Raw genomic sequence first — 14,304 nt, forward strand, 5'->3', positions numbered from 1 at the left:
ATCTATTTTTTTGCTTCAAATAAGGAAATAGTCTTCTTTTTAAAAGAAAAGGGAAGGTTAAGAGATAACTGGTAGGCAGTTAGGGCAAGAGCCTGACCAGCGGAATAATGTTGATTGTATAAAGGATCACCCAGAATAGGATAACCAATTGACTGTAAATGAACACGAATTTGATGTGTTCGCCCTGTTTCTAATTGTAATTTTAAAAGAGTATATTCAGTTGTTTGTTTAAGAACTTGGTAATGGGTAGTAGCAGGAAGACCAGTTGAAAGAGTGATCCTTTTTCGTTGGTCGCTTGGATCTTGCCCAATCGGAGCATTAATTGTCCCTTTTGAAGGTAAAGAAAAATCAGGCGCTACTTTTGCTAAGTATTGCCGGTTTAAAGTTTTGTCAATTAATTGTCGATTTAAAATTGGTACAACTGCTGGATTTTTAGCTACTAATAATAGCCCATGTGTCAACATATCTAAGCGATGTACAATGTAAGGGGAATAGCCTAAATAAGTACTGCAATCATTAAGGGCTGTATTATTTTCTCCTTGATTAGGGTGAGTTTTTTGCCCAGCGGGTTTATTGATTACCAAAATATTTTTATCTTCGTAGATAATATCAGGTAAATGACCGCTAGGGGGATAGGGATGCTGGAGAGATTCAACATGGTCAAGCAAAATTTTAATTCTATCACCTGGCTTTACTAAAAAATTTAAGGGAAGATATTTATCGTTTATTAAAATTTTATTTTCACTCCGTAAGAAATGACGCCATTTACGAGGAATAAGCAATTTACGCATCACTTTATCAACACTTAAGGGAGTAAAAGTAAGTGGGTATGTCAAAGAAAACTCGTATTCAGTCATAAATTTTAATCCTTTCTTATGTGAAATTTAACTATTAATCACGCTTACTAATATGCAAGCATATGATAAAATTTTTATATTAAGGTAAGTGGATTTTTAGTAAAGGAAGTATAGCAGTAATGCATGATTCCCAAAGTCAAGATTTTAAACACCGTCTTGGAAAAGAAATTAAATATTTTAATCATCGTTTTCAAATTTGGCGTTGGTTAATATTACTTTTTTTAGTATTGTTGCTGGGTGTGTGTTCTTATTATACCGTAAAAGTTAAGACCTCAAATATTGGCAATTTGAAGGCTTCTTTATCAACAACGACAATTATTTACGATAATCAAAATAAAAAAGCTGGATCTTTATATTCGCAAAAGGGAACTTATGTAAATTTAGATAAAATTTCTCCCTATATTCAAAATGCAGTTATTTCAACTGAGGATCGAACTTTTTATAAAAATCCTGGTTTTAGTGTTAAAGGGATGGCCCGCGCTGCAATTGGTGGAATTATTCATGGTGGAATTGTTGGTGGAGGTTCGACCTTAACCCAACAATTAGCAAAGAATGCACTGTTGACCCAAAAGCAAACTTTTTCACGTAAATTAGAAGAGCTGTTTTTTGCAATAGAAATTAACCATGTTTACTCTAAAAAAGATATTTTAACTATGTATCTTAATAATGCCTATTTTGGCAATGGTGTTTGGGGAGTTCAAGATGCAGCAAGAAGATATTTTGGAAAAGATGCTTCTGATGTAACCCTTAGCGAAGCGGCAACAATTGCTGGAATTTTGAAAAATCCAGCAGCCTATAATCCAGCTGACCATTTAGATAATGCGACTGCTAGACGTAATGTTGTCCTCGGTTTAATGGTTGATAATAAAAAGATTACGCAACAACAGGCCGATGAAGCTAAAAATAGTACCTTAGTACTAAGAAATACCTTTACACAAGAAGATGGTTATAAATATCCTTACTTTTTTGATGCTGTAGTTGATGAGGTGATTAAGCGTTATGGTATTAAAGAAGAAGATGTGATGAATAAAGGTCTAAAAATTTATACTACTCTAGATCAAAATTATCAAACAGCAATGCAAAGTTCTTTTGAACAAAGTTGGAACTTTCCAGCAGATAGTAGTGATGGAACCCAGGTCCAAGGGGCTAGTGTAGCTGTTGATCCAAAAACGGGGGCTGTGAGTGCAATTGTAGGAGGTAGAGGCGATCATGTCTTTAGAGGCTATAATCGAGCAACTCAGATGAAACGACAACCTGGTTCCACAATGAAGCCGTTAGCAGTTTATTCTCCCGCCTTACAAAATGGTTATCATTATGATTCAGAATTATCAAATAAATTACAAAGATTTGGTAAAAATGGTTATGAACCAAAAAATGTAGATAATCAGTATTCAAATGAAATTCCGATGTATAAAGCACTAGCAGAAAGTAAAAATGTACCAGCAGTTTGGCTACTGGATAAGATTGGAGTAAGTAAAGGAGTTCAATCGGTTGAAGATTTTGGAATTAAAGTACCTAAAAAAGATCAAAATCTTGCTCTAGCATTGGGTGGATTATCAAGTGGAGTATCACCAATCCAGATGGCTCGGGCTTATAGTGCTTTTGCCAACGATGGGAACTTACCTAATCAAACTTATTTTATAACTAAAATTACCGATGCTAGCGGTAAGGTATTAGCAGAAAATGATAATACAGGTAGTCATCGAATTATTTCTTCAAATACCAGCAAAGAAATGACATCGATGATGCTAGGAGTTTTTTCAAATGGGACTGCTCAATCAGCTCAGCCGAGTGGCTATAGAGTAGCTGGAAAAACAGGTTCAACTGAAGTACCGGATTCATATGGTTATGGAACAAAGGATCAGTGGATTGTTGGTTATACTCCCGATGTAGTTGTGGCTACTTGGGTTGGATTTGATAAGACGGATGCTGAACATTATATGCAGGGAATTTCAGAAACTGGAATTACGCATTTATATAAGTCAGAGATGGAAGCAATCTTACCATATACTAATCAGACCCAGTTTAAAGAACAAAGTCCACAACAAATTAACAAGTCAACTGGGGCAAATTCTAACTGGATGGGCAATATTCAAAAAAATATTGAAAAAGGAGTTAATGGAGCCAATTCTAAAATTAATGAATGGTATAATAATATAAAAGGTCTATTAGGCCAGTAACATTAAAGGAGAATAACATTATGGCAAGTATTTTAGATACAGCAAATCAAGTCGGAGAAGCATTAAAGCAAACTGATGAATTTAAGGCTTTACAAGAAGCAATAAATGCTGTTAAGGCAGATCCAGCTACTTCAGATCTTTACAAGCGGATGGAAAAATTACAACAAAACATTATGGCTGCTCAACAAGCTAACCAACCAATTAGTGAAGAACTTCAAAAAGAATACCAAGAAATTAATGCAGCTATTGAAAAAAATGACTTATTAAAAGACATGATTACTAAAGAACAAGGCGTCTTTAATATTTTAAATGATGTTCAACAAGTTTACACTAAACCATTGAACGAATTATACAGTACTCTTAAAGAAGAAAAGTAATTATGAAATTTATTCATCTTTCAGATGCACATTTAGATAGTCCTTTTTTAGGGCTATCTTTTTTGCCTTTTAACCAATTAAATGCCATCAAAAACAGTAGTAATGAATCATTCCACAAAGCCGTTACAATTGCCATTGAGGAAGAAGTAGATTTGTTTTTAATTGCTGGAGATACGTTTGATTCTGTTACTCCAAGTCCTAAGAGTCAGCTATTTTTATTGCAAGAGTTAGAGCGACTCATTAATAATAAAATTCAAATAGTAATGATTTTAGGAAATCATGATTATCTTTCTCCGCAAAAAATGTTATTGCCCCAAAATCCCTATTTTAAATTATTGGGTGCTAATCAAGAGGTTGAAACTTTCAAAGGCAATACGCAAACAGGCTTTTCTTATCAAGTTCATGGTTTTTCTTATCAAAAAAATCATATTCACAAAGATATGGTAGAGAACTTTCCTGTTAAAGATCCAAATAGTTTCAATATTGGTCTGATGCATGCTCAAGAAGAGAGAAATCAAGTAGGGGCAGATGTTTATGCTCCCTTTAAATTAAGTGATTTAAAAAACTTAGCCTATGATTATTTTGCGCTTGGCCATATTCATAAACGTCAGAATTTAAGTCAGCAGCCATTGATTGCTTATAGTGGAAATATTCAAGGGCGTCACATTAATGAAAGAGGACCAAAAGGAATTAGTTTGGTCACTGTTGATGAACAAACTAACCAAGCAAGTATTGAATTTATAAAAACAAGCAAGCTTGAATGGAAATTATTAGAAATAAAAATTCCTCATCCCTTAAAGCCACAGGAGCTATTTGAATTAATTGAGATGAATATTAATCAAAATATTTCTAGTCAAAACCTAGTGGGAATCAAATTAAAGGGAAGTGAATTTCTAACCGAGGAACAAGAAGAATTGCTTCGTGAAGGGGATGCCTTAAAGGAAATCTCACAGAAATTAAAGTTTAATTCGGCTCTAGTAAAAGTTTATTTTCAAGTAAGTGAGAGTATACAATTAAATCCAGCAGATAAAGATGCTTTTCAGGAGGCCCAAAAGGAAATCCTGACTAAAGAAAAGTTAGCTGAACTTTCAAAAAGTTTAGTTACCAAAGGAGACTGGATTAATGAAATGGTTAATAAGCAAGATTTTTTGGATGAAGTAACAGAATTAGCACAGGTGAAATTGGGTCAGAAATTAAAGGATAAGATAAATGAAACTGACTAAAATTAATATTTTAAATTTTGGGAAATTAAGTAACATAAATTTTGAATTAACGAATAATCTTTCAATTTTTGAAGGAAATAATGAAGCAGGTAAGAGTACTACAGTAGCTTTTATTAAACAAATTCTCTTTGGCTTTTATTTAAAAACTCGTCATACTAGTTTCTTTGAAAATTATGAACCTAAAGAAAATAAAGGACTGATGGGGGGATCACTGACTTTTAAAGATGGTGAGAATGAATTTGAACTGACGAGAACTTATAAAAAGGGTGATAGCAAGAAGGGGAATTTAGTAGTTAATTTAAATGGGGAACAAATCCCAGAAAATGTTTTTTTTGACCGCCTGCAAAACATAGATGGAGATTTTTATACAGACAGTTTCATTTTTAATCAAGATTTATTACGGCAAGTGACCAGTTTAGATGAGGAACAGTTACTTGAAAGAATTTACTTCCTAGGAGCAGCAGAGAGCAATAAGTTTTTGCAATTAAGAGATTCCTTCAAAAAGGAAAGTGAGCTTTTATTTAAAAAAAAGGGGCGTAAGCCAGAAATTAATCAATTATTAACTCAGATAGAAGAGCAAAAAGTGAAGCTCAGCGGATTGGACCAAGAGTTTGAAAATTATCGTAATTTAGAAAATGAACTAAATACGCAGGCAAAAAATAAAAGAAAACTAACCGATGAAGCAGAAGCACTCCAAAAACAGCAGCTTAAGTATGGTCATTTAAATACCCAACTGGAAAACTATAGAAGTTACCAAGAATTAGAAGAGAAAAAAGAAAAAGTCAATTTTTCTCCTGAAGCTTTGCAAGATGCTAAAAATCTAGAAGTACAATTAGAAACTTTAAAAAACAATCTAGCTCAATTGATAAATAACCAAGCTATAAATGAGAAAAATGATTTAGATCAGCTTGATGAGCTTGAAAAGGTTTTAAATAAAAGAGTTAATTATTTACAGTGGAAGAGTATTTTGACAAAGGATGAGCAAAATATTAGCCAGGCAAAAAATAAAATAGCTCAAATTAAAGAATATAATCCTGAAATTCAAAAAATTCTCTCTTTAAGTCCCCAGCAGCGAAAAGATTTAAAGAAAGAGTATGACTTTTTTCAAAAGCAGAGTAGTGATAACTATGGGAATCAAGAAAAATACTTAACAATGTTTGGTTTAACTTTAAGTGTTTTGGGGATTTTATTAGCTTTAACAATTTCTCCAGCTTGTTGGTTACTTGTACTTTTTGGTGGAGCAAGCTTAGGCTATGGCTATTTTCAAAAAAGAAAAAGGGATGATCAAAAGCTAGAGTTTGAAGAAAAGTATAATTTAGATCCAAGTAAAATTGCTTTAGATCTTCTGTTAAGTAAAGTACTTGAAGTTTCTGCCTTAGAAGATGACATTGCCCAAACTAATCTTGAAATCAACCAAGTTAACACCCAACTTACTAACTACTTAGCAAAATTAGGATATCTAAGTAAAAAAGAAGTGACACCTTCTAATGCAGAATTTATCCTCGATGAATTATCAACAAAGATAAACTCTTTTAGTAAGAGTCAACAATTAGCCCAGGAGCAAGAACGACAGATTTTTCTTTTAAAAAATAAAATTAATGAATATGAAAAGAAGTTAAATGATTTACTTTTGAGTAATAAGGTTAGCTCAATTAAGCAACTAGAAGAATTAGGGCAAAAAGTTAGTGCCCAAGAAGAAATCCAAGTAAAAGAAAAAGCCTTGGCTAATTTATTAAAAGAAGATTTGGAAACTTTACAAGAAATAAATTCAAATTTACCAGCATTTCGAGAAAAACAAGAAGAAGTAGGTAAAAAATTGAAGGCAGTAAAGCAACAATTGGAGCAAGAAGAAACAAAGTTAGCTGAAATCAAAGTTGAAATGAGTAGTTTGGCCACTTCAGATAAACTTTTCCAAGAAAAGCAAAAATTAGCTAACTTAAAAACTCAAGTAAAAGAAAAAAGTACTGAATATTTAGCTGATTTATTGGTATCAGCTTGGATTTCTCGTGGTTTGGACTTAGCTTCTAATGAACGTTTTCCAAAGATGTTAAACAATGCTCGAAATTACTTTAAATTATTAACAGGAGAGCAATATATCAACATTGAGATTGGAAAAAAGATTAAGGTTAAAAATAAAAATGGTAAAAAATTTGAGGCGGAGTTTTTATCTAGAGGTACTAGAGAACAACTATATTTTGCTTTAAAATTAGCATTTGTAGAACAAGTTTATGATAAAATTGCTTTACCAATTTTAATTGATGATGCCTTTGTTAACTTTGACGAGCAAAGAACAGAGTATATTATTGAACTCTTGAAAAAGCTTACTCAGAAAGCACAGGTACTTATTTTTACGCAAAAGAAACAATTAGGAAAAGCTTTGGGGATAGAAGTTTTAAATTTTAAAAAGAAAGAAGTGTAGGAATGTTAAGAAGACGCCTATTAGATTATCATGATGGCGAGGAAATGGATATTGTAGTGTTAATCAAAGATGCCCAATTACGTCCGAGCAAAAATGGTAAACAATATTTATTACTCCATTTTTGTGATAGTAGTGGCATAATTAGAGGAAATTTTTGGAATGCGACCAGTCAAGATGCTGATAGATATGTCCCTGGTACTTTAGTAGAATTGAATGGAAAAAGAGAAGAATATCAAGATCATCCTCAAATAAGAATCTATAGTATGCGCCTTGTAGATGAGCATGAAGGTTATAAGTTAGAAGAATTCGTAAAAAGTGCACCAATTGCCCAACAACAACTTAAAACAGATATAGAAAATAAAATCGCAGAAATTAAAAATGAAAATTGGCATGCAATTGTTCAGTATTTAATAAATAAGTGGGGTGAAAAATTTTACTCTTACCCAGCTGCTAAGTCTAACCACCATGCTGTTAAAAATGGCTTGGCCTTTCATACTCAGTCCATGCTTAAGGATGCTGAAGCTTTGGCAAATAACTATCCGCAAGTTAATAAAGAGCTCTTATATGCAGGTTGTATTTTACATGATATGGGGAAAGTGATTGAACTTTCTGGTGTGATGGGGACAACTTATACACCAGAAGGAAATTTAATTGGTCATTTAGTTTTAATTGATGAAGAAATCATATTAGCTGCTAATGAATTAGGATTAGACCCCCATTGTGAAGACATTATGTTATTGCGTCACATGGTAATTAGCCATCATGGCTTGCCAGAATATGGAGCAGCCAGGCGACCTTTTTTGCTAGAAGCAGAGTTGCTTCATAAAATTGATGATTTAGATGCAAGCATTTATGCTATTACAAATGCTTTGCAACAAACTGAACCGGGTAAATTTAGTGAGATGGTTTTTTCTAAAGAAAATAGAAAGTTTTATCGGCCAAAGTTCAATACTAGTTTGAATAATATAGATAATTTAGAATAAATCTAGCAGGCTAGATAAAAGATTAGGTAACTGAGTTCTTCTTGACAACATAGGCAAATATCAAGTAGAATTGTGGCAATAAATTTTAAGGAAAGTGGATTTTAAAATTATGAAAGCAATTTTATCAGTAATTGGAGAAGATAAGGTCGGCATAATTGCAAAAGTAAGTAATGTGTTAGCTGAAAATAATATTAATATTCTTGATGTTTCACAAACTATCATGGAAGAAGATTTTGTAATGATGATGTCATTAGCTTTACCTAAAGAAGTAAATATTCAAAAATTAAATACAATTTTTGAAAAGTTAGGTAATGAGTTAAACTTGGAAATTAATGTTAGAAATGCCAAGCTCTATGAAGCAATGCATACATTAGATTAGGGGAAAATGATGGATTCACAACAAATTTATGAAACTAGTCATATGATTAGTAGTGAAAATCTTGATGTTCGGACAATTACAATGGGAATTTCACTTCTTGACTGTATCGACAGTGATAGTACCCGAGCATGTGAAAAAATTTATGACAAAATTACTACTAAGGCAAAAGATTTAGTAAAAGTGGGCCAAGAAATAGAAAGTGAATATGGAATTCCAATTGCTAATAAAAGAATTACGATAACACCAATTTCTTTAATTGCTGCAGCTAGTGGAGATAAGGACTATGTGAAGTATGCCAAAACTTTAGATAAGGCTGCTAAAACATTAGGCGTTGACTTTATTGGTGGATTTAGTGCGCTAGTCCAAAAAGGATTTCAAGAAGGAGATAAGATCTTAATTAACTCACTTCCCCAAGCTTTAAGTGAAACTAACTATGTTTGTGCCTCTGTTAATGTGGGTTCTACGAGGAGTGGAATTAACATGGATGCAGTAAAAAGCATGGGTGAGATAATAGTTAAGAGCGCACAATTAGACTATATGACAAATACTAAATTGGTGGTATTTTGTAATGCAGTTGAGGATAATCCTTTTATGGCTGGAGGTTTTCACGGAGTTAGTGAGCCTGATTGTGTAATTAACGTCGGTGTTTCAGGCCCTGGGGTAGTTAAAACTGCTTTAGAAAAAGTTAAAGGTCAATCAATGGATGTAGTAGCCGAAACAATTAAGAAAACTGCTTTTAAAGTTACTAGAATGGGTCAACTGGTTGGTAGTGTCGCTGCAAAAAAATTAAATGTTCCTTTTGGAATAGTTGATCTCTCTCTTGCACCAACTGCTGCAGCAGGTGATTCAGTAGCTGAAGTACTTGAAGAAATAGGAGTTTCACAAGTAGGAGCACATGGCACCACGGCTGCTTTAGCAATGCTAAATGATGCTGTTAAAAAGGGTGGTTTAATGGCTTGCAGTCATGTTGGTGGATTATCAGGAGCATTTATTCCAGTTTCTGAGGATGCAGGAATGATTAAAGCAGTGGAAAACGGGATGTTAAATATTGCAAAATTAGAAGCAATGACAGCTGTTTGTTCTGTAGGGCTTGATATGATTGCAATTCCCGGGGATACTCCTGCTGAAACTATCAGTGGAATGATTGCTGATGAGGCAGCTATTGGAATGATCAACAATAAAACAACTGCTGTAAGAGTGATCCCTGTACCTGGTAAAAAGATAGGGGATAATGTTGAATTTGGAGGATTATTGGGCCATGCACCAATTATGGCTGTCAGCAATGCAGACAGTAGCGTAATGGTTAACCGTGGTGGTTTAATTCCCGCTCCAGTTCATAGTTTTAAAAATTAAAATTTGGATTAAATAAAATAAGAGCAAGATTTCAAAAATGGAATCTTGCTCTTATTTGTTAGCCTAGAAAGTTAGTTTGTCTAGACATTTTTATTATTTGCTTGAACTAGTTGTACTTGAAGTAGTTGAACCAGTTGATACATATTGTGATAAAACGTTCTTTAAGTCGTTGTCCTTAATTGAAACATCAGCACGTTTTAAGACAGTTGCGATAACACTCTTCATTACACTTTGGTCTTGTGCCATTGAGTTGTAAATTTGGTTATCAATTTCTTTCTTGTGTTCCTTTAAGGTTCCCTTAGCAGGGTGCTTAATCATCTTAATGATGTGGTAACCATATTGAGTTTTAACTGGAGTAGTAGTGTATTCACCAGTTTTAAGCTTAAAGGCTGCTTTCTTGAAAGTTGAGTCTAAACTAGTATCTGTTGAATCAAATGCTGGTAATTTACCGGCATCATTCTTAGTAGCAGTATCAGTTGAGTACTTCTTAGCCAAGGATTTGAAGCTTTCGCCATCGTTTAGCTTTTGAATAACTTCTTCAGCAGTACTTTTCTTTGAAACTAAGATTTGTTGTACTTCAACCTTAGGTTGGTAATCTTTCCAAGCCTTTTCTTCTTGTGACTTAGAAATTGTCTTAATATGCTTTAATGCAGCTTCAGTTAATAAGTTTGTCTTTAAGTTGTCCTTAAATCCAGAAGCAGTAAGGCCGTTTTGTTCTAAAATTGAATTAAATTGAGAACCGTACTGCTTTTTATATTTATCGTATTGGGCATTAACTTGCTTTTGAGAAACATATTTGCCGTATTGACTTTCTAATGCATCAGAAATAATCATATTAGCTAAGGTAGATTGTCCAGCTTGGGATTCTTTCATCTTATCGTAATATTGACTCTGAGTAATTTTACCGCCTTTGTAGCTAACAACAGTTTTGTCATTTGAACAAGCAGTAGCAGTTAGGGCCACACCTGCGAATGCTACAACAGCAGCTGCTTTTTTCCATGTGTTTTTTAACTTCATAAAATACCGTCCTTTGCATATTTACTTTACCAATATAACATAAAAAGTCTCTTTCCCCAAAAAAGGGAAGAGACTTAAACGTATTTAAAGAAATTTAAATTTTATTTTACTTCTTTATTTAGTTTTTCTATGTTTTCTTTAAGAACTTGTACTTTAGGCTTAGCTGTCATTTCAAAAACTTTAATTGAGCGATTAATGCTTGCCAAATCTTTTTTAGCAGCTGGAAGATCAGTAGTTTTGAGAGTGGAAAGAGTTGCTTTAATATTTTGAATATTTTTTTGAATATTTAAACCATCTTTCAAATCTTCAATAACAAAATCTTTTACTTCTGTTCTGATCGGTTTTCCAGTTTTTTGGTCTTTAAGAAAAGAAATTCCAGTTCCTAAAAGAGTTCCCAAACCCAAACCAGTAGAAAAATATTTAAGTTTCATTCTAATTACTTTCTTTATTTATGATTGTCTTCTTTTGCTTGTCTTGCCTTTTCTTTAAGCTCTGAAAGCTCTGCTTTGGCTTTAGCTTCTTTTTGCGCTAAATCTTCTTTAAATTCAGCATGCTTTTCTGAAACTTTAGCCTTCATATCATTAGCTTCTTTTTCAGCCTTAATTTTAGCAATTTCAGCTTTTTCTTTGGCTTTAGCTTTAAAATCAGTAGCCTTTTCTTTGGTTTTGTTGACTAAATCATTTAAATCTTTATTTTTGCTTGTGACTGTTTTAATAGCAGTAACTAAATCGCTGGCTTTTTCCTTAGCAGTGACGTGAGCTTTGGTAGCTTCATCATTAGTAGCTGGAGCTACTTCTTGATTTTTGCGATCATTTTGTAATTATTGGTAGTTATTTTTGACTGCAGCGCAAGATTCTTTTAGCTCTTCAGCATGTTTACGAATATCTTCACGAATTGGTTCGTCAGTTGAAGGATTTTTGACAAAGGATGCTGCTGCACCAACTAGACCACCAGAAACGACACCTAATAAAAATGGAAACATAATTATTACCTCTATCTTTTACTATAATACATCTACTTTACAGTTCTATTATAAGCTAATTGAGGTGCTTTTTGATACTATTTGCTACTGCGAGATAATCTTTATCATTATATTGACTAGCATTGTTTGCGTGTGGCAAGTCCACATTATCGTTTTCATAGCGTGGAATAAAATGAATATGCGAATGCATTACAACTTGTCCTGCTGCTTCGCCGTTATTTGCTATTACATTAACTCCTTTAATGTCAGGATTTGAATTTTTAACTGCATTAGCAATTTTAGGAATATATTGTAAAAACTTAGCTGCATCTTCTTGACTATAGTCAAAAAAATTAACAAGGTGTTTTTTAGGAACTAATAAAACATGTCCTCTGGTAACTTGTGAAATATCAAGAAATACCTTAATGTCGTCATTTTCAAAGACAGTATAAGAAGGAATTTCTTTACGAATTATTTTGCAAAATAAACAATCTTCTTGTAATTCAGCCATAAAAAGCTTCCTTTCTCTATTATAATAGAAATTTAGTTTGATCTAAGTTAATGCTATCATAGAGAGAGAGCTTTTTCAGTATTTTTAGAAAGGATTAATTGCCTATGGCTTTAAAAATTGAAAATTTATCTGGAGGCTACAGTGGAATTACTGTAATTCATGATATTAATTTAACAATTGAACCTGGACAAGCAATTGGTTTGATTGGATTAAATGGTGCTGGTAAATCAACAACCATTAAGCACTTATTAGGTTTACTAAGAATGCAAAAAGGAACAATAGAATTAAATGGGGTAAATTTAACTCAAAGTCCTACTAAATTTAAAAAAATGATTGCTTATATTCCAGAAACGCCAATCTTATATCCAGAATTAACCCTTAAAGAGCATTTAGAACTCGTAATTTTAACTTATGGTTTAGATAAAAATAAAGTTTGGGACCGAGCAGTGCAACTTTGTAAAATGTTTAGATTAGACAATAAGTTGGATTGGTTGCCAACAAACTTTTCTAAAGGGATGCAGCAAAAAGTAATGATTGTGTGTGCTTTTTTGGCTAATCCAGATTTATTAGTTATTGATGAACCTTTTACAGGACTAGATCCTTTAGCGGTTGCAAACTTCATTGATTTGGTAAAACAAGCAACTGCTAATCAAAAAATGGTCTTAATGACAACGCATGTCTTAGCAGAAGCCCAAGAAGCAGTTCAAAAGTTTGCGGTTTTAAATGATGGCAGTATTCAGACAATTGGCGATTTAAAACAAATTAGAGAATTTTACGGCTTAAAGCCGAGTGATTCGTTTGACCGCTTGTACCAAGTTTTAAATCAGGAGCAAAATAAGCATGAATGAGTTAATAAAAAAGCGCCAGCAAGCTAATTTAAAGCGCCAAATGCGTTATTTGAGTTTAGTGTTTAATGATTTCTTTATTTTAGCGTTGATTTTAATGTTTGGTGCTTTAATGTTTTGGTATGCACAAAACATTAAAAATTGGCCTAATAATCTTTGGTTTTACAAACCATTACTAGCAGTTATTTGGACAATTGTAATTAGCATTGGGCATCTAGCAACACTTTTTCAAAAAGCGGATACGCACTTTCTCTATATGCAAGATGAGTACATGCATGCCTATTTGAAGCCAATGATTAGAAGGAGTATGGTTTTACCCACAATTCTCTTGCTTTTGGTTTCGGGGATTCTCTATCCATTTGCGATTTTACGGGTGCAGATACCTGTTGCATCTTATATCTTTTTAGTAATTGGTTTAATTTTAACAAAATATGTTCAATTGAAGCTAATTGCGCGTAGTCTTTACTTTAATAAAACCAAAATTTATAATTTTTGGTTATTTGAATTAGTTGTTTTGCTTGTTTTATGGTTAAGTTTAAATAATTCTCCTTATATTTATTTCTTCTTAGCAGTAATTGCAGCAGTTGGAGTAAATTATTTGCCAACGGGGAAAGTATTTAACTGGTACTATGCAGTTGATTTGGAAGAAAAACGACGTGATAGTCAAGATAATTTTTATAGTATGTTTACGGATGTGGCTGATAAAAAAATCAAAATTTCACGGAGAAAATATTTGGATTTTCTTATTAATCATCAAAAGCAAACTCCCAATACTTTTTTATATCAGAGAGCATTATTACGTGATCCAGAATATAGCAATTTATTGATTAGAATGGCAGTTTTTTCACTGCTATTGTCGTGGATTTTGCAAAGTTACGCTTGGAGTAGTGTTTTAGGTGCCTTGGTTTTGTTTTTAACTTTATATCAATTAATTCCTTTAGGTACAGTCTATGAACATAATATGATGTACCATGTTCAACCGATCCCGCTTAAAAATAGAGGTAAAGCCTTAGCAAGAGTCTTGAAAAAGGGGATGCTAATTGAATGGTTTGTAATTAGTATGGGTATCGTAATTTTTTCACCAGAAAAAGTAAATGCTTTAATTAGTGTAGTTGCATTATTGCTATTTGTCTTTATAATTCTTTATGCATACTTGCCAATGAAGATTGAAAAATTATTTAAAAAAATTAGATACTAAG

Annotated in this window: 15 protein-coding genes; 9 read left to right on the forward strand and 6 right to left on the reverse strand. The window is 32.8% G+C overall.

What is annotated here, in order from left to right; all coding sequences use genetic code 11:
• Nucleotides 1–2 precede the first annotated feature (2 nt).
• A complete protein-coding gene (locus FP433_RS02405) occupies nt 3–857 on the reverse strand; it encodes an RluA family pseudouridine synthase (protein ID WP_265486973.1) in 855 nt (284 codons plus the stop codon).
• A 119-nt stretch (nt 858–976) separates the two neighbouring features.
• Between FP433_RS02405 and FP433_RS02410 the strand changes: the two genes are divergently transcribed.
• From FP433_RS02410 to FP433_RS02440, 7 genes are all read left to right on the forward strand, one after another.
• Nucleotides 977–3,037, forward strand: coding sequence for a PBP1A family penicillin-binding protein (locus FP433_RS02410; RefSeq protein ID WP_265486974.1), 2,061 nt, complete (start codon nt 977–979; stop codon nt 3,035–3,037).
• 20 nt (nt 3,038–3,057) lie between these two features.
• On the forward strand, nt 3,058–3,414 hold the full coding sequence (locus FP433_RS02415; RefSeq protein WP_265483292.1) for a YlbF family regulator: 357 nt from the start codon (nt 3,058–3,060) through the stop codon (nt 3,412–3,414).
• Nucleotides 3,415–3,416: 2 nt separating this feature from the next.
• Complete coding sequence (locus FP433_RS02420; protein ID WP_265486976.1) at nt 3,417–4,637, forward strand: metallophosphoesterase family protein; 1,221 nt, start codon at nt 3,417–3,419, stop codon at nt 4,635–4,637.
• On the forward strand, nt 4,624–7,056 hold the full coding sequence (locus FP433_RS02425) for an AAA family ATPase (protein WP_265486978.1): 2,433 nt from the start codon (nt 4,624–4,626) through the stop codon (nt 7,054–7,056). The genes FP433_RS02420 and FP433_RS02425 overlap by 14 nt, the downstream gene beginning before the upstream one ends.
• Nucleotides 7,057–7,058: 2 nt before the next feature.
• Entirely contained in the window at nt 7,059–8,039 is a 981-nt protein-coding gene (locus FP433_RS02430) for a 3'-5' exoribonuclease YhaM family protein (protein WP_265486980.1), read from the forward strand.
• A 109-nt stretch (nt 8,040–8,148) separates the two neighbouring features.
• On the forward strand, nt 8,149–8,418 hold the full coding sequence (locus FP433_RS02435) for an ACT domain-containing protein (protein ID WP_265486981.1): 270 nt from the start codon (nt 8,149–8,151) through the stop codon (nt 8,416–8,418).
• A 9-nt stretch (nt 8,419–8,427) separates the two neighbouring features.
• Nucleotides 8,428–9,771 (forward strand): PFL family protein, encoded by a 1,344-nt coding sequence (locus FP433_RS02440; RefSeq protein WP_265486983.1) that lies wholly within the window; start codon nt 8,428–8,430, stop codon nt 9,769–9,771.
• Between the two features lie 93 nt (nt 9,772–9,864).
• Here the strand turns inward: FP433_RS02440 and FP433_RS02445 are convergent, their stop codons facing one another.
• The 5 genes from FP433_RS02445 to FP433_RS02465 all read right to left on the reverse strand — a co-directional run bounded on the left by FP433_RS02445 (nt 9,865) and on the right by FP433_RS02465 (nt 12,260).
• Nucleotides 9,865–10,788 (reverse strand): peptidylprolyl isomerase PrsA, encoded by a 924-nt coding sequence (locus tag FP433_RS02445; protein WP_265483282.1) that lies wholly within the window; start codon nt 10,786–10,788, stop codon nt 9,865–9,867.
• 101 nt (nt 10,789–10,889) lie between these two features.
• Entirely contained in the window at nt 10,890–11,219 is a 330-nt protein-coding gene (locus FP433_RS02450; protein WP_265486985.1) for a hypothetical protein, read from the reverse strand.
• 14 nt (nt 11,220–11,233) lie between these two features.
• Nucleotides 11,234–11,365 carry a hypothetical protein gene (locus tag FP433_RS02455; protein ID WP_265486986.1) on the reverse strand — a complete coding sequence of 44 codons (132 nt, stop codon included), beginning with the start codon at nt 11,363–11,365 and terminating at the stop codon, nt 11,234–11,236.
• 243 nt (nt 11,366–11,608) lie between these two features.
• Nucleotides 11,609–11,770, reverse strand: a complete 162-nt coding sequence (locus tag FP433_RS02460; RefSeq protein WP_265486987.1) for a YtxH domain-containing protein — start codon at nt 11,768–11,770, stop codon at nt 11,609–11,611.
• 55 nt (nt 11,771–11,825) lie between these two features.
• Complete coding sequence (locus tag FP433_RS02465; protein WP_265483278.1) at nt 11,826–12,260, reverse strand: HIT family protein; 435 nt, start codon at nt 12,258–12,260, stop codon at nt 11,826–11,828.
• Nucleotides 12,261–12,364: 104 nt separating this feature from the next.
• Between FP433_RS02465 and FP433_RS02470 the strand changes: the two genes are divergently transcribed.
• Both FP433_RS02470 and FP433_RS02475 read left to right on the forward strand, forming a co-directional pair.
• Complete coding sequence (locus FP433_RS02470) at nt 12,365–13,108, forward strand: ABC transporter ATP-binding protein (RefSeq protein ID WP_265486989.1); 744 nt, start codon at nt 12,365–12,367, stop codon at nt 13,106–13,108.
• Nucleotides 13,101–14,303: an ABC transporter permease gene (locus tag FP433_RS02475; RefSeq protein ID WP_265486991.1), complete on the forward strand. Its 1,203-nt coding sequence runs from the start codon at nt 13,101–13,103 to the stop codon at nt 14,301–14,303. Before FP433_RS02470 ends, FP433_RS02475 begins: the two co-directional genes overlap by 8 nt.
• Nucleotide 14,304 lies beyond the last annotated feature (1 nt).

This window comes from Lactobacillus sp. PV012, from assembly GCF_014522325.1.
Taxonomy (GTDB): Bacteria; Bacillota; Bacilli; order Lactobacillales; family Lactobacillaceae; genus Lactobacillus.

Excerpts from the sequence above, each read along its gene's own strand:
- FP433_RS02405 (WP_265486973.1), bottom strand. The coding sequence starts at position 857 with ATGACTGAATACGAGTTTTCTTTGACATACCCACTTACTTTTACTCCC.
- FP433_RS02410 (WP_265486974.1), top strand. The coding sequence starts at position 977 with ATGCATGATTCCCAAAGTCAAGATTTTAAACACCGTCTTGGAAAAGAA.
- FP433_RS02415 (WP_265483292.1), top strand. The coding sequence starts at position 3,058 with ATGGCAAGTATTTTAGATACAGCAAATCAAGTCGGAGAAGCATTAAAG.
- FP433_RS02420 (WP_265486976.1), top strand. The coding sequence starts at position 3,417 with ATGAAATTTATTCATCTTTCAGATGCACATTTAGATAGTCCTTTTTTA.
- FP433_RS02425 (WP_265486978.1), top strand. The coding sequence starts at position 4,624 with ATGAAACTGACTAAAATTAATATTTTAAATTTTGGGAAATTAAGTAAC.
- FP433_RS02430 (WP_265486980.1), top strand. The coding sequence starts at position 7,059 with ATGTTAAGAAGACGCCTATTAGATTATCATGATGGCGAGGAAATGGAT.
- FP433_RS02435 (WP_265486981.1), top strand. The coding sequence starts at position 8,149 with ATGAAAGCAATTTTATCAGTAATTGGAGAAGATAAGGTCGGCATAATT.
- FP433_RS02440 (WP_265486983.1), top strand. The coding sequence starts at position 8,428 with ATGGATTCACAACAAATTTATGAAACTAGTCATATGATTAGTAGTGAA.
- FP433_RS02445 (WP_265483282.1), bottom strand. The coding sequence starts at position 10,788 with ATGAAGTTAAAAAACACATGGAAAAAAGCAGCTGCTGTTGTAGCATTC.
- FP433_RS02450 (WP_265486985.1), bottom strand. The coding sequence starts at position 11,219 with ATGAAACTTAAATATTTTTCTACTGGTTTGGGTTTGGGAACTCTTTTA.
- FP433_RS02455 (WP_265486986.1), bottom strand. The coding sequence starts at position 11,365 with ATGAAGGCTAAAGTTTCAGAAAAGCATGCTGAATTTAAAGAAGATTTA.
- FP433_RS02460 (WP_265486987.1), bottom strand. The coding sequence starts at position 11,770 with ATGTTTCCATTTTTATTAGGTGTCGTTTCTGGTGGTCTAGTTGGTGCA.
- FP433_RS02465 (WP_265483278.1), bottom strand. The coding sequence starts at position 12,260 with ATGGCTGAATTACAAGAAGATTGTTTATTTTGCAAAATAATTCGTAAA.
- FP433_RS02470 (WP_265486989.1), top strand. The coding sequence starts at position 12,365 with ATGGCTTTAAAAATTGAAAATTTATCTGGAGGCTACAGTGGAATTACT.
- FP433_RS02475 (WP_265486991.1), top strand. The coding sequence starts at position 13,101 with ATGAATGAGTTAATAAAAAAGCGCCAGCAAGCTAATTTAAAGCGCCAA.